Source organism: Rhizobium sophoriradicis (assembly GCF_025200795.1).
Classification (GTDB): Bacteria; Pseudomonadota; Alphaproteobacteria; order Rhizobiales; family Rhizobiaceae; genus Rhizobium; species Rhizobium sophoriradicis.
The window spans coordinates 2,237,172-2,261,093 of the sequence record NZ_CP104152.1 but is presented as its reverse complement, the minus strand read 5'-3'; the positions used below and the strand labels follow the sequence as shown (position 1 = coordinate 2,261,093).

General features: G+C 55.6%; 22 protein-coding genes. 8 read left to right on the top strand and 14 right to left on the bottom strand.

Annotation, left to right across the window (positions count from 1 at the left end; all coding sequences use genetic code 11):
• Positions 1 to 95: 95 nt before the first annotated feature.
• A complete protein-coding gene (locus tag N2597_RS11320; RefSeq protein WP_183599283.1) occupies positions 96 to 596 on the bottom strand; it encodes a hypothetical protein in 501 nt (166 codons plus the stop codon).
• 309 nt (positions 597 to 905) lie between these two features.
• Entirely contained in the window at positions 906 to 1,052 is a 147-nt protein-coding gene (locus tag N2597_RS11315; RefSeq protein ID WP_183599285.1) for a hypothetical protein, read from the bottom strand.
• A 171-nt stretch (positions 1,053 to 1,223) separates the two neighbouring features.
• Here N2597_RS11315 and N2597_RS11310 point away from each other — a divergent pair, with 171 nt between their 5' ends.
• The 3 genes from N2597_RS11310 (at position 1,224) to N2597_RS11300 (ending at position 3,253) form a co-directional block, all read left to right on the top strand.
• Complete coding sequence (locus tag N2597_RS11310) at positions 1,224 to 1,832, top strand: hypothetical protein (RefSeq protein WP_183599287.1); 609 nt, start codon at positions 1,224 to 1,226, stop codon at positions 1,830 to 1,832.
• A gap of 100 nt (positions 1,833 to 1,932) precedes the next feature.
• Positions 1,933 to 2,346 carry a hypothetical protein gene (locus tag N2597_RS11305; protein WP_225881461.1) on the top strand — a complete coding sequence of 138 codons (414 nt, stop codon included), beginning with the start codon at positions 1,933 to 1,935 and terminating at the stop codon, positions 2,344 to 2,346.
• A 142-nt stretch (positions 2,347 to 2,488) separates the two neighbouring features.
• Entirely contained in the window at positions 2,489 to 3,253 is a 765-nt protein-coding gene (locus N2597_RS11300) for a hypothetical protein (protein WP_183599289.1), read from the top strand.
• Positions 3,254 to 3,569: 316 nt separating this feature from the next.
• On the opposite strand, the gene N2597_RS11295 is transcribed toward N2597_RS11300, so the two are convergent.
• The 3 genes from N2597_RS11295 to N2597_RS11285 all read right to left on the bottom strand — a co-directional run bounded on the left by N2597_RS11295 (position 3,570) and on the right by N2597_RS11285 (position 8,993).
• Complete coding sequence (locus tag N2597_RS11295; protein WP_183599291.1) at positions 3,570 to 4,544, bottom strand: hypothetical protein; 975 nt, start codon at positions 4,542 to 4,544, stop codon at positions 3,570 to 3,572.
• A 719-nt stretch (positions 4,545 to 5,263) separates the two neighbouring features.
• Complete coding sequence (locus N2597_RS11290; protein WP_183599294.1) at positions 5,264 to 7,399, bottom strand: DEAD/DEAH box helicase; 2,136 nt, start codon at positions 7,397 to 7,399, stop codon at positions 5,264 to 5,266.
• Positions 7,386 to 8,993: a HamA C-terminal domain-containing protein gene (locus N2597_RS11285; protein WP_183599296.1), complete on the bottom strand. Its 1,608-nt coding sequence runs from the start codon at positions 8,991 to 8,993 to the stop codon at positions 7,386 to 7,388. Before N2597_RS11285 ends, N2597_RS11290 begins: the two co-directional genes overlap by 14 nt.
• 97 nt (positions 8,994 to 9,090) lie before the next feature.
• Here N2597_RS11285 and N2597_RS11280 point away from each other — a divergent pair, with 97 nt between their 5' ends.
• Positions 9,091 to 9,408: a DCL family protein gene (locus N2597_RS11280; protein ID WP_183599298.1), complete on the top strand. Its 318-nt coding sequence runs from the start codon at positions 9,091 to 9,093 to the stop codon at positions 9,406 to 9,408.
• A 200-nt stretch (positions 9,409 to 9,608) separates the two neighbouring features.
• Here the strand turns inward: N2597_RS11280 and N2597_RS11275 are convergent, their stop codons facing one another.
• The 4 genes from N2597_RS11275 to N2597_RS11260 all read right to left on the bottom strand — a co-directional run bounded on the left by N2597_RS11275 (position 9,609) and on the right by N2597_RS11260 (position 13,412).
• The gene (locus N2597_RS11275) at positions 9,609 to 9,869 is read right to left on the bottom strand and encodes a hypothetical protein (protein ID WP_183599300.1); all 261 of its coding nucleotides are present in this window, start codon (positions 9,867 to 9,869) and stop codon (positions 9,609 to 9,611) included.
• Between the two features lie 329 nt (positions 9,870 to 10,198).
• Positions 10,199 to 11,011, bottom strand: a complete 813-nt coding sequence (locus tag N2597_RS11270; protein WP_183599302.1) for a metallophosphoesterase — start codon at positions 11,009 to 11,011, stop codon at positions 10,199 to 10,201.
• A gap of 71 nt (positions 11,012 to 11,082) precedes the next feature.
• Positions 11,083 to 13,086 (bottom strand): AAA family ATPase, encoded by a 2,004-nt coding sequence (locus N2597_RS11265; RefSeq protein ID WP_183599304.1) that lies wholly within the window; start codon positions 13,084 to 13,086, stop codon positions 11,083 to 11,085.
• A gap of 20 nt (positions 13,087 to 13,106) precedes the next feature.
• Positions 13,107 to 13,412 carry a hypothetical protein gene (locus N2597_RS11260; protein WP_183599306.1) on the bottom strand — a complete coding sequence of 102 codons (306 nt, stop codon included), beginning with the start codon at positions 13,410 to 13,412 and terminating at the stop codon, positions 13,107 to 13,109.
• Positions 13,413 to 13,608: 196 nt separating this feature from the next.
• On the opposite strand from N2597_RS11260, the gene N2597_RS11255 reads away from it, so the two are divergent.
• From N2597_RS11255 to N2597_RS11245, 3 genes are all read left to right on the top strand, one after another.
• Positions 13,609 to 14,046 (top strand): helix-turn-helix domain-containing protein, encoded by a 438-nt coding sequence (locus tag N2597_RS11255; RefSeq protein WP_183599308.1) that lies wholly within the window; start codon positions 13,609 to 13,611, stop codon positions 14,044 to 14,046.
• A 426-nt stretch (positions 14,047 to 14,472) separates the two neighbouring features.
• Positions 14,473 to 15,960, top strand: coding sequence for a hypothetical protein (locus tag N2597_RS11250; RefSeq protein WP_183599310.1), 1,488 nt, complete (start codon positions 14,473 to 14,475; stop codon positions 15,958 to 15,960).
• Positions 15,961 to 16,328: 368 nt separating this feature from the next.
• Positions 16,329 to 17,009: a redoxin domain-containing protein gene (locus tag N2597_RS11245; protein ID WP_009986939.1), complete on the top strand. Its 681-nt coding sequence runs from the start codon at positions 16,329 to 16,331 to the stop codon at positions 17,007 to 17,009.
• Between the two features lie 201 nt (positions 17,010 to 17,210).
• Here N2597_RS11245 and N2597_RS11240 read toward each other — a convergent pair whose 3' ends face one another.
• The 5 genes from N2597_RS11240 to N2597_RS11220 all read right to left on the bottom strand — a co-directional run bounded on the left by N2597_RS11240 (position 17,211) and on the right by N2597_RS11220 (position 23,423).
• Positions 17,211 to 17,888: an HAD family hydrolase gene (locus N2597_RS11240; RefSeq protein ID WP_183599312.1), complete on the bottom strand. Its 678-nt coding sequence runs from the start codon at positions 17,886 to 17,888 to the stop codon at positions 17,211 to 17,213.
• 176 nt (positions 17,889 to 18,064) lie between these two features.
• Positions 18,065 to 18,712, bottom strand: a complete 648-nt coding sequence (locus N2597_RS11235; RefSeq protein ID WP_077989343.1) for a MarC family protein — start codon at positions 18,710 to 18,712, stop codon at positions 18,065 to 18,067.
• A 108-nt stretch (positions 18,713 to 18,820) separates the two neighbouring features.
• Positions 18,821 to 19,231 (bottom strand): hypothetical protein, encoded by a 411-nt coding sequence (locus N2597_RS11230; RefSeq protein ID WP_077989342.1) that lies wholly within the window; start codon positions 19,229 to 19,231, stop codon positions 18,821 to 18,823.
• A 51-nt stretch (positions 19,232 to 19,282) separates the two neighbouring features.
• Positions 19,283 to 21,442 (bottom strand): mechanosensitive ion channel family protein, encoded by a 2,160-nt coding sequence (locus N2597_RS11225; RefSeq protein ID WP_183599314.1) that lies wholly within the window; start codon positions 21,440 to 21,442, stop codon positions 19,283 to 19,285.
• A 160-nt stretch (positions 21,443 to 21,602) separates the two neighbouring features.
• A complete protein-coding gene (locus N2597_RS11220; RefSeq protein WP_077989340.1) occupies positions 21,603 to 23,423 on the bottom strand; it encodes an adenylate cyclase in 1,821 nt (606 codons plus the stop codon).
• A gap of 143 nt (positions 23,424 to 23,566) precedes the next feature.
• On the opposite strand from N2597_RS11220, the gene N2597_RS11215 reads away from it, so the two are divergent.
• Positions 23,567 to 23,827: a KOW domain-containing RNA-binding protein gene (locus tag N2597_RS11215; protein WP_010033769.1), complete on the top strand. Its 261-nt coding sequence runs from the start codon at positions 23,567 to 23,569 to the stop codon at positions 23,825 to 23,827.
• The last annotated feature ends 95 nt before the right edge of the window (positions 23,828 to 23,922 follow it).

Here is a 23,922-nt window from a genome sequence, read left to right as displayed (position 1 = left end):
CATGCTGGCGGCTGCAAATTTCGATCAGCGACTATAATATTCCGTTACACGTAAAAGACGAGTTACTAACGCGACAGCCGCATCAGGTGCCGAACTCAGCGCAGTTGTTGCACGATTGCGTTTGCGATTTTTCCAGCGATCAGGCTATGCAGCGCCGTCGCATGGACCATTGTGATTGGGCCGTCATATAGTCCCGCTGAGAGCTTCGCCTGCTTCAGATATATTTCCGTGGCATGTGGATTCGCGTAACAATCTGTCATGCGAAGCCACGCGTACATTTCGATTAGAGATTGTTGCCCGACTGACTGCTTCAAAAGGGCTGAATCGGAAAGACAGGAGTCGGTTGAGGCGCTCAGTTGCATCAGTGCATATTCCTCGGTCGACGTTACTCGATTGAGACGCGCCAGATCGCTTGTATTCAGTTCCTTCGTCAGCCACTCCGCAATAGCCGGTGAATTTCGAGGTATCTTCGAATCAAAATCACGCCAGAAATTGGCAATCGCAGCAGCTAAACGAGAGCGTAATGCCACATCCGGATTAAGCTGATCTCGGAAATCCTGAAAAATCATCTGAAAGACGATTCTGTCGCTCTCCATTGGAGCTGCGAATGAATTTGTTGCCCAAATGCATGCCGCAAGCGTTGCGCAGATTCTATTCACGCTAGTCCCCAATAAGAACTGAGTTAGGATGTGGGAGGCACATAGGGATTAAGGAAGCGAAATATGCAGCCTCGACTTCCCTGTGGCAAGCTGCTTGGAGGCTGAATAAATCCCGCCGATTACCACTGCGGCACTTCAGAGAACGGGCAGAGGGTAGTTTCACCCTCCGATTTGGGCCGCTTCGTTAACGTAGCATGCACGAAAAATAACCCCAGAAGTTGCCGCTTCATGAAGAAGCCATCCTCATCAAATGGCGGAAATCATGACATCGATAAATACGTTAAAGGCTTCGAGCTTCGGCCCGACGGCCCTCTCTGCTTCCGTTTTCGCTTTATCGAGCAGCTGCTGATAGCGGGCTTCGTCCTCCTCGGTCCGCTCCATGTCGCGGATCAACTTCTGCTCCTCCTTCTGAGCCCTGGCCAGTTCCGCCCGCTCGTCCCGTTCGGCCTTGAGATATGTCTATGCTTATTTTTCAGCAGATTTGGCACAAGAAAAAACGCTAGAAATATTATCGGTTCCATGCAATTTCTGAGCGATCTGGGCGCTCGATTTTGGGGTTAGAGCATGGACGACATTCCAATTGTTATGCTGGCCATCGTTGCTTTCGCGGCTGTGATGGTTGTCATTTCGTTGATGGTCGAGAACTCAAAGAAGAAGGAAACAGAACGCCAAAAGGAGGAGTTGTCGAGGACTGATTTCAACGCGGACGTTATGCTTGGTTCGTCCTTCGGCGAATTGGGGATTGCTATCGACGGCACCAGACGGAAATTTGCGATCCTGCAGGGTGACAATGCACCCAAAATTTTCGATTTCTCGCAGCTCACCGCTGTAGAAGTGTTCCGGGACGGTAGCTCCATCACGAAGACAAATCGCAGTGGTCAGGCTGCCGGGGCCGCCGTCGGTGCCGTATTGCTTGGACCCGCTGGCCTTCTGTTGGGTGGTTTGACGGGGTCGAAACGGTCAATCGAAACGATCACGAAGCTGTCTTTGATGATCTACGTCAGTGACTTCATCCGGCCGACCTATGGTGTCGTATTTCATAAGCACTTAGGCTCGGGAGGCACGAAAGTAGGCGATTTGAGCATGGCCATGAATGAACTGAACGCCTGGCGCGGGCGCATGCAGGCGATTCTGGCGACCAATGTAGGTCAACCGAGCCCAGTAGTTACTTGATGAAGCCATCTATCGCCTTCATTACTGCTTTTTCCCTGGTTGCAACTCAAGCGAACGCTGACTGGTTTGCCCGGACAGACAGTGGTGGCAAACTCATTTGATGGGTGTCGCCATCAATCCAGACGAGACAACGACCGCTACCTATCTAACCTGCAATGGCAGTCTTCTGACTTTCGAGGTGCTGACCGTGAATTCCGCCAAGCCGAACGAGCTGGCGGACTATCAGGGTGCCAAGATTGTGCTGGGATACAAGACGCGCGAAGGAGATCAACGCAAGGTCGCATTGGATGGCAAGCCGATAGTGTCAGCGGGAGACGCGCTTTCAATCCGTGCCTCGATGACAGCTGAGCAATCGGCCGCGATTGCAACTTCAATAGGTCGAGGAAGCAGGCTCGACGTTGAGATCGTGCACCCTGAGCTTTCTACCGATATGGGCGTGAAGAAGGTATTCTCCGGGGGGTTCACCACGGCGCTGCTGGCGATGGCTGCTGAGTGCCCCGGCCTGAATTTATGACGCACCTCTCATGCGACGCCCTATTACTCGTACAGCTAACTGAAGAAACACACCTCGGAGGATTGCATGACTATCACCACCTCATCATCGAAAACGGCAAGTTCTACGGAGCGCGGCCGGACCACGATCTAGCTGGGTCGACATGAGCATTATTACCATATCGCTCGGGGCGGTTAGTGTGCCCACGTCACTTTGGACGACCATTTTCACGGGTCTGGCTGTTGCACTGGGTGGCGGTATCGTCCTGTTCGCCCTGAATTGGTTTCGGGACTATCTGACCGCGAGATGGACGCGGCAAAACCAGGCGGGAGTGCTCGCGTTCACTGTGGCCTCTCAGATCGACCAATTCGTCAGCAAGTGCTTTGAGGTCGTTGCCTCTGGCTATGACTTCGACCCAGAGAGCGGGCAGGTTCGAGATCGGTCAGGAAGCGCCAACCTATCTTTTTCTGACGATTTGCCTTGGACCGTTTTTGACAAGGAGCTTCAGCACCGCATCAGATCGTTGCCGAATGAGATTCATGTTGCTGAACGTACACTCGCCAAAAGCTGGGACGATGGGGAGGGGCATTTGCTGGACGTATTACAGGAGCGGGAAGAGCTGTATGCTCAAATCGGGCTCAACGCTCTTGAACTCAACGCCATCCTTCACATACGCTACGGTGTTCCGCTGCTTGATCGCAAAGAGTGGCGTCCTGAAGATACCTTCCGAAATTCGCTCAAAGATTTCGCTGATCGTCGAGAGACTGTCAGTGCACTGCGAGACCAATTCGACCTCTCCGACCTGTTGCCAAGCGCGCCCGATCAAGAATTGAAGCACAGAATGGCGGCACTAGCGGCGAACCTCCAGAGCGCTCTTGGACGCCATACCTACTGGAAAAGAGACGACCAGCATAGAGATGCCCTTTGACTAAAGCTGAGATGGTGGTGACGTTGTTCGGCTGGATCGGCGGCCGCGTTCGGTGCGACACCAATTTTCTGAAGCCTGGACAGATCAGTGAAATTCGTCCAGCGAGCCGTGTCAGGACGAGTGAGCAACGTTGCCAGCTTGTCGACAGCCTGACCTTCGAAGGGCTGGTAGTAAGCCTTCATGATTCCAGTCGAAGGTTTCCGAAATCTCCAGCGGCTGAGTGACCTCCATCAGGCTACTCAGTGATATTCACGCGGCAGATGATGAAGGGGACGAGTGCGGCAACGTTCGCGTGATGACCGGCAGCCGAATTTGCTCAAAGCCAGGCGAAGTCAAACATCTCCTCTGACAGCCAGCCGCAAGAGATGCCGAGCGTCTTCAAGAACGATAAGTCGTCCGTTGATGGAGGGGAACCGAGGACGATGAGTGGTTTTGCTTCAGGTCGCACGAAGTGGCGATATTCCAAAATTTGACCGACGGCGGTCCTAACGGCGAATCTGGTTTCACCCCCCCTTGTCGGCTTCAATTCAGCAATAATGGCACCTCGCGTCGGGCAGGTGAACGCCACATCAATTCCGCTGATATTCTTTGCTAAATCTCGAAAACCCTCCGTTTCAAGAAACGCGTGGAATTTCCGTTCCAGGTTTCCGTGAGCAGGATCGACGCAAATGATCCGTTCCTGGAGATATCGTTCATAAGGAGACATAGCAGCCGGAGCGCTATATTGTTCCCGGCGCTGCTTCGGAGTCAGCGGTTTGGATTGCTTGCGATCCTTAGGATTTAGGAACGCTTCGTCGAATTCGTTGTTGATAAGCCATTCACGGATCGGGTGATCCACTGGCAATGCGTCACCCAGCAATTTCAGTCCATCTTCCGGCCGAATTGCCTGGTAGCCACCGTGCATCTTGGCCAATACCAGCTTATCTTCTCTGAGTGGATGCTTCGGAAGCGCGAGTGGTTCATCAAACCAGTGATAAAGTTGGACCGGGCACTTCCATCTGATCGTGTGTTGCCCCGTTCCCCAATTTTCATCAAAGGCCGCTCGATCTTTAAATTTTCTCTGGACGCTTTCCAGTTTCCAAATCTCCTTTCCTATCGAGCGAAGTTTCAGATGTTTGGCAATCACGCTGGTCTCGGTATCCGTATTATATGAAACGCCGCATGCGATGCCGACGATATACTGAACGTCGCCATGCATCGCAGTCATGATCAGCCCAAGGTGAGCGAATTCCGCGAAGGCATCTAATTTGGGGCTCGTCTCCGTGTGAAAGATTCGATAATCCTTCCACACGCGGTCGTCATCGTTATTCCACTCTTCTGCACCGTAGCCGTACTTCGAAACGAACCCACCGACTACCTTTGGCCCGCAGGGGCCCGTGTATCCGTTCGTGCTCCACAGTACGGGCTTTGTTGCGAGCGCACATTTAAGCTTAGGTTCCAATTCCCACCCCTGGTCTTGTCGTCGAAATTCATGGACAAAAGCGCAGCACGCCTCATTGGGCTATGGCTGCTCCCCGGCCCGCACCGGAGGTTGCAATCTCACCGATTTGGAGCATTCCGTCTAGAGCCGAAGCTCGTAGGTTTTGGCATTAAGCCAGTGTCGAAACTCCTCGAACCCATCCTCGTGGCCCCGAATTGTGATGTCACCGCTCACGATGACGAAATCAGGTTTCTTCGGAAGCTCGGTCATGTATTCTCGCAGTCAAACAAGTTGCTTTGACCGCTCTGCGTTGGGACGTGATCCTTGAGGTCCTCGTCACAAGCTGTCCCTTGCCACAGTAATATCAGACAAGTGAAGTATCGAAACCATCTGGCTGCAGTGTGTCTTGGAGTTGAATCGTCTGTGTTGGTTGTGACACGCAATCTGACGCCGGTCCGCGATCAAGCCAAAACTATTGGTCGACATTTGCTGGCTAATGGTTGCCGGAGGGCTACACGCTAGATTATGCACCGCTCCAGCTATCTCGCCAATTCAGAACGTCGGCATTCTGGCAAGCGACCTAGTAACGCTTAGACGCCCCCCTGGATTGCCTCAATTAGCGACCATTCGAAAGCAGAAAGGTCTTCAGCGTTTCCAACGTTGAACGCTCGCAGCTGATCTAGAACATCGTTAAGGTCATTGAACGGTGACAGAAAACCTTGGATTTTTCTGCCAATTGGCATTGGGAGGCCATATTCTTCCAGGGCAACAAGAAGCGCGGGGAGGTACATGTTTTCAACCGTCTCGGCGAAAAAACCGAAATCACCGGCCGCGATCTCAAGTCGTTGCGCAAGTTCGGCCTGGATGCTGCTGACTACCATCAGGTCTTGCGGAAACTTGAAGGTCAGTATGTTACGGAGAATCTTCATTCCTTCATCAACCTTGCGGCTGATCTCTTCCTTGGAATCCAATCCCTGCGTAATTTGCAATAGGTAGCCTTTCATCCCGTCAGATGACCCGAGCGCTCGCACGTACCACGCCAAGTGTTCCGGTGAATTCACGCCCAAGCCCTTTGTTCTAATGCTCCAAAGATGTCGGACCATCAGGCGACAGGCAGCGATCAACTGTGCTTGAGATGGATTGGCCTTCCATGAAAAGACCGTCGGGTCCTGCTGCATGATCTGAAACATTTCCCTCGCAAGAAGGTCCTGAATAGCAGGTTCAACCGAGCCATTTTTGAGTACCGTTGCTGCCGACAAGAAGTTGCGATCCAGCGCGTCCGCCAACCTCGTTCGCGATTCATCAGTCAGGGCATCGTCATCAAGCTGCATGACCAGGGTCAGTGGGGTGTCGGCATCTTGTAGGCCAACGGGGTATTCAACGGAAACCTCAGCGTCATCGGGAGCCTTTTCCAATAGAAAGACGTTTCCGATGAAATATCTGCCCATTCGGCCCGCGCGGCCTTGGATATTCCGATAAGTAAAAAAATCCAATACCTTGTTATTCCGTCGACGATCATAGACGATCACGTTTTCGGCCACAGTGTTAACGCCCTCGATTAGCGTTGACGTGCAGACCATAATCGAAAGCAAGCCGTCGTTGAACATTCTCACCATGTTCTGCTGCAGCGCTCGTGGTACGCCCCCGTGGTGAATGCCAATCCCGTGACGCAACGCTTCAGCGACAATCCAGTCGGGATGATAGGAATCTGCGATCCAATCCGCTGCGCCTGCGCAGGCTGGAACTGTTTCGCGCATGCACTCGCGCATAAGAAGGCGACTGACTCGCATCGCGCTGGTCGGCCCTTGACAATAAATCAAGGTAGGAGTGCTGAGTGACTGGCAAATCTCGACGAGCTTATTTGGTCGGTCGTCACCTTGGGTAGGGAGATTGTAGGTGAAGACATCCACGGCGACTGTGGAATACTCGGACGGTATAAAATGGATTTCGTATTTATCGAGGCCCTTGATCGCCTGGATGTTCGGCCCGAGCATATAGAACTGGGCCCCGGTGCTCGCCAATCTGTGGAAAGCAAGGTTCAGGTCGACGGCCCGCTGATTGTCTTCTTCGCGCTTGAAATCTAGTTTGTAGAACTCGTCGATGACGAAGAAATCTACGTTAGACAGATCAATGCGTTGCTTAACTCGCTCCTGTGTAAGCACATAAACATTCACCATTCCACTCTGGGCGGTCTGGGATGGGTGGGTGATGACGTTGCAAAAATCCCGAAATTTTTGCGAGATGCGTTTACGGGTTTCATCGATAAGCGCCAACGTCGGAACAACGATGACAATCTTGCGGTGTTTCCTAAGGGCAATAATCGCGTCGATCACCAAGCTTTTTCCGACACTGGTCGACGCACTCAATACAACGTTAACTCCGCTGCGGAGCTGATAGTAAATCCTGGCCTGAAGGCTGTGGAAAACTTCTGGGATGTTGTCCGGCCTGTGCAATTCGTACGCCATGCGGTCATCGACCTCGGCGAACTCAAGTACCTCAGACATATATGGGTAGAGTCCAACAGCTCGGACCAGCGAAGTCAAAATCCTTGTTTCGAATTCATCCAGGAGTTTTCGCCTCGCCAACAGTCTGATGATTAGGTCTCTACCCATCGCGATGCTGCCCTTGTCATTCACAAAACGCGAAACGGCTTTCAGGATGGCGAACATGTCAGCCTGTTCAAGATCGTCGCGCTTCAATGCAGCGAGGACTTCACGGTACTGCATAGAGACCTACCAAGGCTGCGAATTGTTCGATGAGGGCATTCAAGTTCTGGACTGGCACCAGAAAGACGTGGACCTGCACCTCGACCAAGCTATCAGGAAGCGCCTCCAGCAGCGAGTTTGCCCGCTCTTCCACCTCAAGCTTGAGCTTTTGCTGGTAGTCAGCAGAGTGACCAGCGCCCAAAACGGCACTTTCGTACGCGATCAGGATGGGAAGACAAAGCACTTCAAGAAGTAGATCGATGGGCGATCCTCGGTCGAGCGCATCTTCCAAACTGTTTGCGAGCAAGTGCTGAGGCTCTCGCAATTGGAGAATGATATCGCGCTCTTCTACGAGGATTTCAGTCCGGAGGGCATCATCAAGAGTGCTTGTAGCATGGGCTAGCATCTCGCCCCACTCTGTTCCTTGAACCAGGTGGGTTCGCCCCAGCCATACCTGATCGCCGTCGCTTGAATGGACTATATGAGCATTTTTTGTAAGCTTGTCACCTGTTGGAGACCGATGGAAAATCTTGCAGGCAATCGGTTCGCTGGCAAAGAAGTGGCGTAAAACCGCATGGAGTAATGTCTCGCCGAGCAGTAGATGTTCATCAAGGCTTCGATCAGCCTGGATTGCTCGAAAGCCTTCTTCAAGTTTCCGTCGAAGGTTTAGCTGGTCGATTTCCGGCAGCTCACTAGCTTTAAGGGAAACCTCAGGGACCCAGTCTGCGAGGTACCTCGCCAGCTTTTCTCCTCGCCACACACGCCGCTCGTACTGAGCATCATAACCACTGGCGTAGCGCCGACTGGCATCCTCTCGGAATTCGTGAACCCGAATGAAGAATCTTTCGCCGCGAGTGCGATATGGCTTTGCCGTCGAGCGCTGTCTTTGTTGAGTTTCTTCGATTTTTACTAGCCACCAGGCAGCGGCAAGCTGGTTCGTTATGACCTTTGCGTCCGGATTGCTTCGCGGTGCCGAAGCCGCGTCTTCAACGATGCGCAGGAGATCGTTATAAATCTCCTTTGTGTGGCTGTTAGTTGGGTTTGCTCCTTTCTCCTCGGCCAGACTACTAAGGGTCTGCAGGTTTCGCATCATGACTGCGTCCGAAGATGAATGCACTTCCCACTGTGTGTTTCTCGCCCAGTACCCAAGGTCACGACCATTCGCGGAGATGGTGTTTTTATATTTGGTGTACAACGTTGTTGCCAGGCGTTCGATGTCACCCAACGGATCGCGCGTGTCTATCGGTTGCCTGAGTATGGATAGGGCGTTGTTAGGGGCGCGACTTGTAACCAGCCTGAAAGTTGCATCCAGCACGCCACTGTCGCAAAGAAGCGACTTCTCTATAAGCGACGTCGGCTGCCCTTTAACCGGACGATGCGCGATCTCCGTGAGGCTCCATTTCGAATTCCCGTCAGTAGTTTTTACCTGCACATAGTCGATGGCGTCGCCATTCCTGCGTGACCTGAGTACCGCGATATCGTCGCTGGTCTCGCACTCAACCTGCTTAATGCGACGGTCGGAAAGCATCTCCAAGACGTACATCGCCGCAATGTGGTCTTGAAACTTAAAGCCTACTCGGGCTGCAACCCCACCAGCGTCAGAAATAATCGGCATAAAGGCTCATGATACGAATGACAGACTTCCTGGGAATCATTCTATCATAAGTAGTTGTTGTGCAACATGTCCTCTCTAATAAACAATAGGTGCAGCGATGGCGAAGGCGCATCCAGTCAAAATCGGAAATCGACTTTTTGGGAGGGCCGGAGACGCTTCCGCATTTTTCAGCCAAATGCTTGGTCGATATGAATTAGGTGAAGCCGTCTCAGCGAAAGATGCCGAAGACCTTGCCCATTTACTTTTTCGCCACAGCGAGGCGGAGGAGAAAATCTGCTCCGGGATTTCATTTGTTGATCGTGCACCTGACCCATATCCCGAAAGATGTTTTTGGGCGGTTCGAAAGGACGGCATTGCCATCGACTTTGCGATCAAGCATTGCCTTTTGAAACACCCAACCGACGAGAGTGCCTAAAGCCAGCTGGCTTTGCGAGAGTGTAAAGCGTCACTCAGGGAAGGTTGAAATGCTTTGTATGTTTGACCCAAATCGTGCCTTCTCCCCGTCGTAGGAAAGCGCCGACCCCGTAGGCTATCGTATAGCCTCATCAATAATACGATTTTCAGAGAATTTCTTTTGATCTTACCAAACGGATGTTCAAAATCACAAAAACGACTTCAGCGAGGATGAAGACCGAGCATCAGCAGCGTTTGTCCAAGGACCACTGAAAAAGCACCGATGCCCACGATCATGAGGACTGACAAGACTGGGATTTTCATGCGGCCGAGGCTGATTTGTTTCTCTGGGTCGAGTTCCCATTGGCTTGGCGCAAACTTGTCGGTGTAAGCACCGATAACGTGCCAGATACATAAAAAGAGAGGGTAGGCGGCAAACGCCAACACGACGATCAGAGACCCGGTGAAAAGATCGTCGTTCATATTTGTCTGGTCCTCATGAGTTCTGTGCTTTTCAAGGAAATCGCGCAAATTCGCTTTGACGAAGACTCAAAATTCCTGAACATTTCCTTGTCGCATCAGGAGCTTAGGAAATGGTGTATTCGATCACCAAAAAGAACGCTGAAGATTTTCAGGACATGAACCCGGACGTTAGCCTGGACGCTTCGCGATTGCGCTCTCATTTTGCAGGACTGTCTTCGAACTTCGAAAATATGGCTCCCCAAGCTGTTTTGGAAATTGCTCGTCACCTCGTTGAGTATCGAGGTCGTAAGGCTCGCTCATGTATAACCGAACCTTCCGGCGCTGCTGACCTATAGATCGATGGTAAAGCCGGGACGGAATCCCGATGTGTATAGTTCTCCCCGGTAGCCGAGCGGGTTGCAAATAACCCGCGTGCGGTCGGCCATGTAATCCCGAAACTTATGTATGTGACCGTGAATCCATCGGCCCGGGCCTCGGCGCATGATCAGGTCGGAAAGATCGGACGCGAAGGCAGCGTTCGTGATATTTCCGAAAAAATCAGGGTTGAAGCTTTGCATCAAGGGCGCATGATGGGTCACGACGACCGTGCGTCCTGGAAAATCAACCGATAGTTCTCTGTCGATAAATCTCCGGCTTTCTCTATGGCGTTCAAGGATTTCCCAGGCCGTAACCATGCCGTTTTCACCTGGTTGTCGAGGGTCCGAACGGAAAATGCACTGAAAATCCATCATGCGCGACGGCACGAGTTCCAAAGCTTTGACGCGCCTCTCCTCCGGCGGGATATGCTCGTCATCGCCGATGGATACGGCGAAATCAGTCCATAAAGTCGCGCCGATGAATCGACAGTCACCGACGGTGATGGTCTCGTTTTCAAGAAGATGGATTCGGCTTCCTTCAACGAGCCGCCGGGCCCTCTCCAGTGCGCCGCTGATGCTGCTCCCGTAATAATCGTGGTTGCCGAGCACGAGCACCACCGGCATCCTTGGCTCGATGACACGACGGATGAAGGCGATGCTGTCGTCAATGAAGTTCGTGATGTCGCCCGCACATAGACAGATGTCAGCTTTTGGGGTCTTGGGCGGGTCGCGAAGAAACCGGGCGAGCCCGCTTTCATGGATATCGCTGATGATCCAGGCTTTCATGGAGCCTCCATCGGCCGTGTCGGACACGGCGCGTGGTTGGTCGGTAGGGTTCGATTGTGCGTTAAGGGCCGCTAATGTTGACGGCGGCTTCGGCTTTGGGACGTCGATGGAGGAACCTTCCGCGATCCTGGCCAGTACGGTTCCAATTGTGAGGCGTCCAGGCGCTTGTGTTTGACCAACGCCTCGGCGAGTTTAAGCAATGCTGGCTTTAGGCCATCGAGCATATCTCTTGCTCGCTGATATTGCTCTTGAAGGATTTCCGTGACGTCATCACGGAGCGCGAGGTCCTCCCAAAGCTTGGGAGGGGACGTCATATCTACCGATCCAGGAAGATAAAAGAGCGAATTTCCGAAAGCGTATTCTGTCACCATCCGGATCGCTAACGTCGTCGCCTTCGCAAAGTCGCTCCCTTGGTATCCCGTCGACCAATTGGATCGGTGCCCGAAAATCAGGTCCTCGGCTGCGGCTCCTGCCAGGTCCGCCGTGATCATCTTCATAGCGTCCCAGCGGGTTAGAAACTCGCGCGAGGGTCTTTGCATGAACGTGCCGCCGTTGGCGTCAACAGTGGTCGCAAAGCTTTCAACGTTGTCATAGATTTCAACGCGCTCAACCTTGCCCAGCAGCAGTGCGTGGCTCACAAGCGCATGCCCTGCCTCGTGAATTGCTACGCGATATAGCGTTTTAGCGTCGAGCGGAGACGGCACTTGTATTTGGGCCCTAACGTCAGAAATGTTGACATCTCGGGTCTCTTTTCGGGCAGTCCTTCTCGCTTCTCGGGCTAGTCGTTCGAGGTCAGCGCCGCTTTTACCAGGCAGTCGTGCTCCAATTTCCTTGAGGGCTGCATCGCCCGCTAAATTCGGAAGATGAAACTCAAGGATTTCTCCTCGTGCTGTTGCGTCAGGCAAAGGAAATCTGACATGTTTTTCGAGCCGACCGCTTCTCAAAAGAGCAGGGTCGATCCTTTCCGGATAGTTGCACGCGCCGAGGACAATGACGCCCTCACGGCCTTCCGTTCCGTCCAAGCATTCTAAGAGAGCGTTCACGACAGTCGTTGAATAGGTCTCGTGGCGGCTAGGAAATTTGGCTCGGTCGCCAATGGCGTCGAATTCATCAAGGAATAAAAGACACGGCGCATTTTCTTTAGCGGCATTGAACGCCTGATACATGGCCTTCAACATGTCACCCAGGTCGCCGTCCTTAAAAGCCTGCCACTTCGGAATCGACGTTGCTTCCAAATGCAGCCCACAATGGGCCGCGAGAGCAGCCGCAAAGCGCGTCTTTCCTGTTCCCGGTGGCCCGTACAACAAGCAACCCTTGTCCACCTCCGCCCATGGCAGATTTCCTTGTCGCCAATCCTCAAGGTCTTTTTTCAAACCCTCAGCCCAAACGCTCGCTTCGCCGAAGCCCTTACTGACATCTAGAAGTCGCTGAGTACCGGAACCTACCTCGGCGGCCTTTAGCAGCTTCGTCGCGGCCCGGCACGCTGGTTGGTCTCGGCGGAAGATCGCCTCCATTCGCTCCGATGCTTGTTCTGCAATCACCGCTGCTTGTTCGTCGGTAAGTTTGCCGCATCTCCGAAATACACTGAGCGCTCGCAAGTGCCGGACATCGCATACAGCGAGCTTGTCGAAGAGTGTGGCAGCAAGCTCGAAGTCATCATGAAGGACAGAGCCCTCCTGAGTGAAGATGATCAATTTCTCTCCCGACTCAAGGAATTCGGCGGGGTCGATCTCCCATCCACGCCGGTGCTTGGATGTGGGATGGAGGCAGAATTTGACCCCCTTTTTATCCTTTAGGATAATCTTAGCTGCATCATGAACGTCTTTCAGTTGCCATCGAGACGGGACGGCGATTACTGCGACGCAAGACGGTTCTGATAGGCCGCCAATGTTTCTGCGGAAGAGTGCTACGAGAGCGCAGTACGCTAAAAAGTCAGTCGCAGATTTGAGGGCAATTGCCGGAAGATTCCGTTTGGTGATCCGAAACTCGTTTGTTCGGGGGCCTTTTAACTGTTCGGCCACTTCCTGCAGCTTCACGATGTATCGTTCCAGGCTATCGGTCAGGGCGTTGTTCATTGGTTCGCTCCACTTCCTCGCTAGCCGATCAGCCCGTGGTCAAAATGGTACCACCTGCTGAGGGTCCTGCCGATTTTGCGTTTTTGATCGATGTAAAACAGTTCGCTTGTTACGCCTGGGCTTCCTTCCTTGATGTGCGGATGACCGGACATCTCGCCAATGAGGCACGGTACTGAGCGCTGCACGAGCATGCAGTTGCGGATGATGACAGGATCAACAGGTCCATCGAAGCCGCCGGGTGAGGCAAGGCTTTGAATATCGGCAAGAAGCGACTGTAGTCGCGGGATTATCACGCTGGGGGGACCGCCAAGCCATTTGTCGTTCATTCGAAGCCTCCTTCGATTCGATTTCTGATTTCCTTGCATGATGTTTAAACCGATTCGCGCAATACAAGTGGGAAAATCGCCGCTTGGACAGATAATACGCAACAGGAGTAGATATGTTGACATTTTGGGATTTTGGCATTTGTTCCGGTGCATGGCGGGGCTTCCAACTCACAGTCAGATTAGAGCGGCACGCTCGATGCTTGGGCTCAAACAGAGCGACCTCGCCAGCAAAGCTGTGATCACGCGCAGCGTCTTGCTTGGTCTTGAGCAGCCCGGACGAAAGCTTCCAGATCAACTGGCACTCTCTAAATTACTCGAAGCCCTTCTACGCGAAGGGCTGGTCTTCGTTGATGCTACTGAGGCTGCGGGCGAGGGGGTAAGGTGGGCTAAACCCAGTGGAAAGGTGTGGGTGGATTGCCTGCGGCATGCCCGCTCGATGCTGGGCTACACGCTTGATGAACTTTCAGAGAAGTCTGGTGTCGGCAGGTACGTCATTGCTCGTCTGGAAAAGACGGAGCGCAAGAGGATCAATGAGGCGGCGGCTCGTCGACTTCGTGATGTTCTCTTTGAAAACGGGGTCGTAATTCTTGCCGAAGAGGCTGACGTGGGTGCGGGCGTACGCCTTCGGTTGTGATTGGGACCACCCTGGTGATGCCAGACGGGCGGACAAGGCAGATAAAAAGGTAGGGACATGTATCTTGGGCAGAACGAAGGACCAATGTCAGCTGCCGTCGCCGAGCGCCTGATGAACCTCATCGGCCGACGTGTACCTATTCCAGTGAAGCCTCGCGGGGGCGAAGGCCTTGCAGACATTATCTATCGTGCAGTCTCTATAAACGGATACAAAAAGGTTGGGGAACTGCTGGGTAGCGGCAGATTTAGCCACTCGGCGTTCGCCGTTAATAACCGACATCTGCCAGACTTAGCTGACATCCTCGGCACGCCAACTGGAGACCAAGACCTCGCTCCCTTACGTTACCCGAGGCGACCAGGGGAACCTGGGAGAATTGATTTCTTCCAAGCGTCATTGCCTTCTCGACAACTTACGGGAAGGAGACGAGTGTCTCCACTGGCCCTCCGAGTGTCCCCTCATTCCAAGGCAATTTGGCATCTCACCGCCCTGACTTTTGATCCCCAGAATTACGAACTTCTGGTCGACAAATGTCCCGCCTGCGAAACTGAACTCAACTTTATTTACACTAGCGGTATTTGCCATTGCCACCGTTGCGGCCCCTCTGTTGACCTACGTGATTTCCAGCAGCCGAAAATCTCAGTGAGCGATAAAGAGGCCTTGGATTTTGTTACAGGATTAGTTGACCCAGAGCGGGCGGGCGGCAAGAACGCAGTTGCCTCCTTGCACCCCGACCTTCGTAATGAGAACGCCGGTCACATATTCAGCCTTTGTATTCTTATCGCGGGTGCAATCGACCATCAACAAAGGCAATCGGGGCGAAGAATTATCGCTGGGACAGCGGCAACGCCGGAAAGCTTAGCGTCAGCTGGGCGTGCGGTCTTAAATTGGCCGGAGAGCCTTGTAGAAGTTCTGACAAATCAGGGTACGTTCAAATCCGCTACCGATAAGGGAGAGGCTCACTCCTTCGCGATTTTCTGTAAGCACAGTGGCGTGCTCAATGAGCCGCTTATGAGCGCAGTGCGAAAGGTCGTAATGCTGTCTCGCGTTGGCGGGAAACAACCGCGATGGCTTAGGCGCTTGGAGGTCGTCAACTCCGACGTCGCGGGGAACCTATCCACGGAAATCGCACAGTTTACATCCGTTGCAGCCACCGGCCCCTATCTTAAGGCCGTCGCTAAGGCCAAGGTACCTCCACTCGTTCTCTATGATTGCTATCTGAGCGGGTTGACTGGGGCCCTGTGTCAACGCTCCGAGAACATAGGGCCACAGGTGCTGGAATGGGCCAGTAGATTGTCGTTCGGCCACATTCCGACAACGGCTCACCTCAAACGGGCCGTGCTGCTCCAAAAAGGCGTCAATGTGATGTTCCGGAAGCGTGGAGACGTTTGGCCACTTGTCTTGAGCGAGCTATTGAAAGGGAATTTGCCATGCAAACGCGCGTCGAATTCAGGCGATGGCCTGGATTCTTTATACATTTCAGATTTCGCGACCTGGCGAGCGTTTCTCAATAACGCAGACGGAATGACTGACCGTGCTGACTTTCCCCTAACCAGTCCGGAGGTTGCGTTTTACCTCAACATGAGTTTGGGCGCTGCGCAAACCCTGTTCGACTTCAAGATAAGGACCTCACTTAACGATCTACATGCCTTTTCCAGGGATTTCATCTTTGTCGACGATCTCTCGGAATTAACAGCGATCAAGGGTAAACGTGTGAGCCGCAAAGCGTTATCCGAGCAGCTGACTAATGCAGGCATTCGGTCGAACGGCGACCGCGTAGTTCGGCGTGCAGAGAGTTTGCGGTTCTTGGGTCTTGACCACCTACTGCCAGAAGTAGCGATCAACCCGGAGGACGCGACATTCGATGTGTCGCGCCTTCGTTTGAAATGGGCCGATGTACAAGCTAGTAAAAGGTAGCTCGCCATGGCGGTTGAATCGACATTTTTCGGTAGGTGCAGGCGAAATCAGCTAGTTGGCTGAATCTCTTTTGGTTGGTTTCTACAAAAAGGATGTCCATGGATAAGGTCGGCACGACTGGAGCAGATAGCAGCAGGACCGCTGGGAAGGACATGGTGGCCACCGATCGATGGGCCCGGTTTTGGCCTTTTGCGGGGTGTTGGATTTTCTACTGGCCGGTGAGGCAAGAGGTGGGGGCGCCTTCGACACTGGCCGGAGCTGCACGCCGAACCGCGCCCCGTCGTCTTTACATCGAGCGTTTGGCCTTCTTGCGACAAGTGATACAGTTGAATTTCGGTCGTTCAGCTGGAGAAAAAGGAACTATTCCCATGACAGACCAGAAGCGCCCGCTACAGCCTGGAGATTCCGCGCCCGCGTTCGCGCTGGCCACGGCAAACTTCGACGGAACGATCTCGCTCGCCGACTTGAGCGGTCGCCCGTTCTTGATCGGCTTCTTTCGCGGGCTGCACTGCCCGTTCTGCCGGCGTCAGGTAGAACAGCTCGCCGGCGTGCAGCCGACCCTGCGCGCCGCCGGGCTGGAGACCGTGGCCGTCATCAACACACCGGTGGAACGCGCCCGCCTGTATTTCCGGCACCGGCCGACGCCGGTAACGCTTCTGTGCGACCCCGACTGCCGCACGCATCGCGCCTACGGCGTGCCGCATGCCGAGTTCTTGCCAGATGGGAGCAGCGGACAGTCCGAATGGCCATATGGCGCAACGATGCCGCAATTCCAAGCGGCACGCATCAACCCAACGGGCGAGCTGCCAGAACCGCTACAGCCGATGGAAGCCAACACGATCCTCAACGCCAAAGACCGCTTCGAGCTTGATGAAGCCGATAAGGCAATATTCGAGAAGCACGCTACTCAGCTCGTCGGGCACTTCCTGGTCGATGCGAACGGCACTATCGGCTGGGCTCAACTCGAAGCGCTCGACGGGCCGAACAGCCTCTGCATTTTTCCGACCGCGGCGGAGATCGTCGCCGCCGCTGGCAGCCTTGGACGCTGACCTGCAGCGAACCGTCCGCGTTGCTACACGATGTCGAATGAGGGAGACGACCCATATGGGCCGCTCAGGTGGGCGGGCGCACCTCCTTAGCCTGCATATCCTTGATGCCAGCTCTCGGACTCATCGACACTTCGAAGCTCCAGCAGGCGGGCAGCGTACCTGCTGGACGATGCGACCAGAAAATACCCCGAGCGGCGACGCTCAACGTGGTCCTGCAAACCGTTCAATCGCCGCTGCCAGGTCGTCGTAGTTTTCGACAATAATATCCGCGCCGGATCGCATTAGGCTTTCACCATGATTCGCCGAGCAATGGTTGCCAGCGGTAAAGCCGATGACACGCATGCCAGCCGCTTTGCCTGCAATGACGCCATTGACGCTGTCTTCGAAAACGACGCACTCGTGCGGGAGCACGTTCATCGCCGTGGCTGCATGGAGAAAGAGATCCGGGGCTGGCTTTCCATTTGCGATCAGATCAGCTGAGAAAATATGCGGGTCGAACAGATCGATCAATCCAACATGCTGCAATTTCCAACGCAACCTTCTGGAAGGGGTACTGGAGGCTACGCACCGCAGTGTCGCGATCTTGTTTATCGCTTGCCGCGCGAACGGTATTTCCGCCAAATCAGCTTCCAATCTCATTGTCGATATGTGCTCGATTTGAGCATAGAAATCGCGCGGAAGAGGTGTTCCGGTTTTCGCCTCCACGCAATTCTGAAGCTTCGCTTCCCACATACTGGGAGAGAGCCCCATGAGTGACTGCATGTAGGCTTTGGGTTCAAAACCAGCGCCGATGGATTCCAGAAATTCGAGTTCAGCAGCGAGATAAATCTCCTCGCTATTCACAAGGACGCCATCGCAGTCGAAAATAGTCAGTTTCATCAGGCGTACCCTGGCAGTCTATTAAAGCGGGGTCTCACCCGATGGAAGACAGTATAAAGCCGGGCGCCCTTCAGTATCTGGATAATCTATCGAACGGTAACCTTTTCGCGGCAGGTTGTATTTATACAGGTTGGATCCGCGTATTCCACCTTATTTGGCAGCTATCTCCCGACCTCTTAATGCGCGGCGGCTGGGGTGATGATGCCGAGGCTGCCAAGGCCGGTGACGATCAGCTGAACTGCGACCGCCGTCAGCAGAATGCCGAAGACGACCTCCGAGACGATCATGCTGACCGGCTTCATGCGCTTGGCGAGCTTGTCGATGTTGGTAAACACCAGATAGTCGAACGCGCCGACGAGCAGGATCAGAGCGGCGACCAGTATCGCGCTGGCGATCGAGGTGACTGCGCCGGAGGCGATGATGATGACGGTGATGCCGACGGGATTGAGCAGATAAGGGACGGCGAGCGGAAATATGGCCAGCTTGTCCGGGTCGACCGGAGCGGCGAACTCGTCGTGCGGCTTCTCTGTCGGTCCAGACGCCATCTTAATGGCGATAAGCGCGAGTATGATGCCACCGGCGACGGCGACGGAGCCACCGGTAATGTGGAGAAGCCGCATCAGCAGAGCGCCTGTCGCGAACAGGATCAGCGCCGTGACGACAGCGATCAGAACCATCTGGCGGCCGATGCGCACCTTGGTTTCGGTGTCGAAGGCGTGGGTCTTTTCCAGAAACGGCACCAGGGCGATCTTCGGCCCCATGCCGATCAGAAGCAGCAGCAGAAGTTTTCCGACGAGTGCGATGTCGATGACTGTGAAATCCATGGAACGTGCCCTCTAAAATTCGCGACGCGAAAATCGTGGCCCTCCCCACTGTGGGGAGGGCGTTGACGTAGTAAACCAGACGGACTCGCCGGTCTTTCTGCGAGCCGCTCAGCGCGGGCATACGTCCCAGAAGCCCGTCGTCTTGGCGGGCGAGGTGTAGTACCAGCATTGACCGGATTGAGGCGGCGTACCTGCCAATGAAACGGCGGCAGCTCCGGCGACGAAGCCGATGGCAGCACCTGCGGCAATGGCGGTACCCGGACGCCAGTAGCGGCGAGGGGTAACGACCACGACGCCACGCCGAAGGGGCGGCCGAACGGCGGGTCGGTATGCCGGACGGGTCCGGACCGCAGCGCATCCGCGCGGCCCGCAAGCCGCAGCGCCGCAACCTCTCGGGCCGCAGGCCGCCACTCCACGACGGGCGGCCTCGGCCGTCGCCGGAACGAGGACGGGCGCGCTGATCATCATCAGCACGGCAAGTGTCGTCAGCATGTGCGATAGATTGACCAAGATCTTCATTTCAAATCCTCCCTTGCTCTCGTGTTTCGTGCCATTTCCAAAGAGGTCCCCTCAGGCCGGGTTTGCGGCGGCCGCTGCGCTGTGCGCTGCGAGCGTCTGCTGGGCAGCGGCAGCGACGGCGTCGTCCTTTCCGCCCGAGACCTGGACTGTGGGCACGGCGAGCTTGATGCCGTGTTCGTTGAACGCCTGATGGATCATCCTGAGGGCCCGCCGCTTCAGCGTGAACTGCTGGCCGGGAAGGGTCATCACCTTCATCCGCAGGAGCAGGCCGGAGTCGCCTAGACTGTCGATTCCCTGCATCTTCAGAGGCTCGATCGTCGTCGGTTTGAACTCCGGATCCTCGAATAGCTCCAAGCCGATCTTCTTGATGATCTTTCGGGCCTTCTCGATATCGGAATCGTAGGTGATGGTGATCGTCATCTTCTCGATCACCCAGTCGCGGCTCATGTTCTGGATCGCTCCGAGCTCGCTGAAGGGAACGATGTAGAGGGCGCCGCGGTGGTGCCTGAGCTTGACCGATCGCAGGCTGAAGGACTCGACGGTGCCCTTGTAGCTGCCGCTCTGGATATATTCGCCCACGCGGAAGGCGTCGTCGAGCAGGTAGAACATGCCGCTGATGACGTCCTTGACCACCGTCTGCGCCCCGAAGCCGATTGCGACGCCGACCACTCCTGCGCCTGCGATCAGCGGGCCGATTTCAACGCCGAGCGACGACAGGGCCATCATGATGGCGACGGCCGAAAAAAGGATCATGACGAAGTTGCGCAGGATCGGCAGCAGCGTTCTGAGACGCAGGCGCCGCCGCTCCCGTTCGCTGCCGATTTCATGGGTCGCCTCGGTGTCGCCGAGCTTGCGATCGATCAGCACTTTCACGATGTTCCAGGCAAGATCGACGATCATGAGAATGATCCCGGCACTGAGAAGGCCGCGCACCAGGCGCAGAAGCGGGGAATCCTGCGTCGTCATCTCAGTGAGCCGCACATCCAGCGCACCAGCGAGCAGAATGATGGCTCCAACGATCAGTGTCGCCCGGATGCCGCGCTCCACGATCACCGAGGCGACCGTTCCTGTCTTGTGGCCGCCCTCTTCGGCTGAGGAAGGGCGAAGGATATTGTTGACCGACGCGTTGGTCAGGGCGATGGCGCAGGGCAGCGCCGCGCAGGCCAGCGCAATCCAGAACAGCCGCATGGCGCCGACCACCCACAGCAGCCAAAGGGTGACGAAATAGACTGTCCACAGCCAGTTCCGCACCCGCAGACTGATCCGCCTCGGCGGGCCGGCTGATAGTTGCGATGGCCGCCTCCAGACGGCTTCGACACCGATGACAAGGAGCACGAGGCCGAGGGAATAGGCGGCCAGCTGCCGGACCGGGAGGGAAAAGGCGAGCGTGCCCAACAGGCGGATGGTCACCCAGCCAAAGGCAAACCAACCGACGAGATAGCTCAGGCGCTTTGCCCAATGGCGGGCCGCCTCGTTTCCAAGCGGGACGACACGAAAGCCGTTTTCTGCCTCGGCCCGGGGTGCCAGAAACACATCGAAAAGCGCGCTCGCCAGACGGAAGACGACGATCGCCAACAGGTATCCGACGACGATTTCTCTGATGATCGGTGGCCATTGGAACAGCAGGAAGAAGCCGATGCTGCCAAGGCCGAACGAAAGAACATAGCATGCCGCCCACAGAAGCCTCGCAGCCAGCGCGGTCATTCTTTCGAGAACCGTTCGATAGGGCGCGCGGGCCATCCATGACCGCCAGCCCGCGCTGATCGACCGGAACAGCCACTGCGCGGCCAATCCGGCGGCGATAAAGGCGATGATCAAGACGATCGGCCGCGTTCCGCCATTTGCCTGAATGTCGCCTTCGAGTGCACTCCTGCCCCGGGTCGCTTCCGAGGGAAAGGAATTGACGGCTCCGAGAAGGCCTGCGGCGTGCGCGCGGAAGCGTGTTGCGAATTCGGAAAATGAAGGGTCGCGGTTCGGCGTTTCCGGCGGCGGCGGCTCTGTCGCATCCTTGGCGGCTTGCGACTGCTGCTGGAGGAAGCGCTGGACGTCGGGATCCGCGAGCATGCCGATAAAGCGATGAACGCTTTCAGGCTGCGGGCTCACAGGTGCCGTACCCTGGGCCACGGCGATCGAAGCCCAAAGGAGAGCGGAAGCCAGGGCAGCCGCCATGGGAAGCGGCACAACCATGCGGATCCTGGAGAATAAAGTCATTTTCCACCCTGATCTATGAACCGGTCCCCGAACCGCAGCGGAAAGGATCAGGCCCGCAGCGTTAACCGCCGCGGCGCTCAACGCGGCACCGAGGTCAGACTATGCGAAGATGAGACGGCTTACCCGTATGATCGGGTATGTTACGGTCGGGGAGACGGCATCAGCGGGGTTGCGGGTCCGAGGTGCCCGTGGCAGTCGACGCCATTTTTTCCGGATCGGGCACTGCCAGCCCCGCCTTCCGAAGCCCTTCAATCAGCCGATCGCGATCGCCAGGCTGCATGTTACGCATCGCCAGTTCGGCGAGAATGTTCGGCAGGAAGTCAGGCCGCATGCTGACGAAAACCTCTCCCTCCCGGCGGGCCTCGTCCGTCATGCCGGCCTCGGCATAGATGATGGCGGCGACAGCATGGAACAGAGGGAACTTCTGCATATTGGCCTGTCGTATCTCCAGCACCGCGGTCTGGTTGTCGTGAAGCATGTATGCGGCCAGAGCCCGTGTTCCATGATAGAAGCCGCCACCACCCGGATTGAGGGCGATGGCTTGGTCGAGGAGGGCTGCGCCGCGCTGCCACTGGCCACCGATCGCGAGCCGCGTTCCGAACTCACCCATCAGTTCTGTGTCGTTGGGATTCGTGGCGAGCGCCAGTTCTCCGACGCGAAACGATTCAGAAAGCTGTCTGTCGAAGAACAGCACCGTCATCAGTGCTTGAAGTCCGCGGGTATTGCTCGGATCGATTTGCGTTGCGCGTCTGGCGGCATCGAGTGCGCGATGTATGGCTGCGTTCTGGTTTGCTGTTGGATTGAACTTGTAGCGATCTTCATCGAGGTAGACGATCGACAGCATCGCCCAGGCGGTGGCGTAGTTCGGAAACCGGGCAAGCGCCGTCTCAAGGCAGTTGCGGACTTGCGCATGCGCCTCGACGCTCAGTTCCGAACGATACGCATAAAAGCGCAAGGTGCACTCATAGGCGCCCAGATCGTCCGGCGGAGGACTTGCGGCGTCGACCTGCGCCATGACCCCGTATGGCTGAGCGATCGCGGTCGCCACCTTTCTGGCGACGTCGGTCTGGATCGCAAACAGGTCTCCCGATGCAAGATCCTTGTCATAATTCTGCGACCAAAGAATCTCGCCGTCTGACGTATCGAGCAATCTGGCCGTTACACGAAGACGCTTGCCCGACGTGCGCACCCCGCCGGCAAGGAGATAGCGCGCGCCGAATTCGGCCCGGATTGCCGATGCGCCGATATCGGCGGGAAGGGACTTGGAGGTCTCGCGCCCGAAGACCTTGATTTCCTTGAACCGTGGCAGGATGGTCATCAATTCCTCGGTCAGGCCGGCAGCATAGAGCTGCGCCTCCGGGCCTTCTCCGAGATTGGCAAAGGGAGCCACCACGAGGGCCGGACGATCGGGCGACAGACTTGCAAGCCGTTCGAGCGGCGGCGCGGGCGACCATGTCCCGATCCAATAGAGCGACATGGCGACTGCGGCGAGGGCGGCAACGCTTGGCAGCGAAAGCCGGCGTGCCTGCCGCCAGCGCCCGGGCGGGGCCGGGGAGGGTATTATTTCGCGAGGTTCTTCGGTGCGCGTGTCGGCCGAGGCCGAGGACGACCAGGTGAAGGTTGGGATATAGCCACCCTTTGGAATGTCGATCCTGACCGGATCATGCTGCCCAGCGACGAGATAATAACGCTCGAGAGACCGTCGCAGCCGTCCAGCCTCGATCCTGACGACCGGATCGTCCTGGGTGAAGCCGGCATCCCTGCCGAACACTTCGATTGCAATCGAATAGGCTTTTATCCGGTTGCCCCGACCGTTCAGCGTTTCCGACACGACGTAGCGGAGAAACGCTGCGGCACGACCTACACCGGGAAATTCAGGGCTGGAAATGACACGTTCAAGTTGCGCCTGGATCTCGTCGGCCTGAGGCGCAGGTTTTGAGGGAGCCCCCGCAGACCCCTCCGCTGGTATCGACGTCTGCATCTCTGTCCCCAATCCCCCGTTGAGTCACATCAGCCAGACCGTATCTTACAGTAACATACTCCACGAACCGGTCGTCGTCCACGAAGATCGGGATCGACACATCTTGCAGTGGCAGCCTCTCAAATGCGGTCAAGGAGTGAACCATGGACAAAGGGGTGGCCGCAGTCTGTCGGCAGTTTCCAGCCAGGATCAAGACGATCGACGATCTTTCTGCCCGCAGCGAAGACTTCCGGGAAATCTGCAGAGATTTCGCCGACGCCCAATCCGCGCTGAAGAAATGGACCGTCTCAACCGATCCGAAGCGCAATGAGCGCGTTGCCGAGTACCAGGAACTGATCGCAGAACTTTCGAAGGAAATAGAGGGCGCGCTCGACCAGGTTTTGCGGCCACCATCTGTTCGCTGATGCGCGCAACGGGCCGGCGGCAAGCCGTCGGACGGCGTATGTTACGGTTATCTACTTGCGTTTCATCTTGCCGGTCATGACCATTGTGACAAACG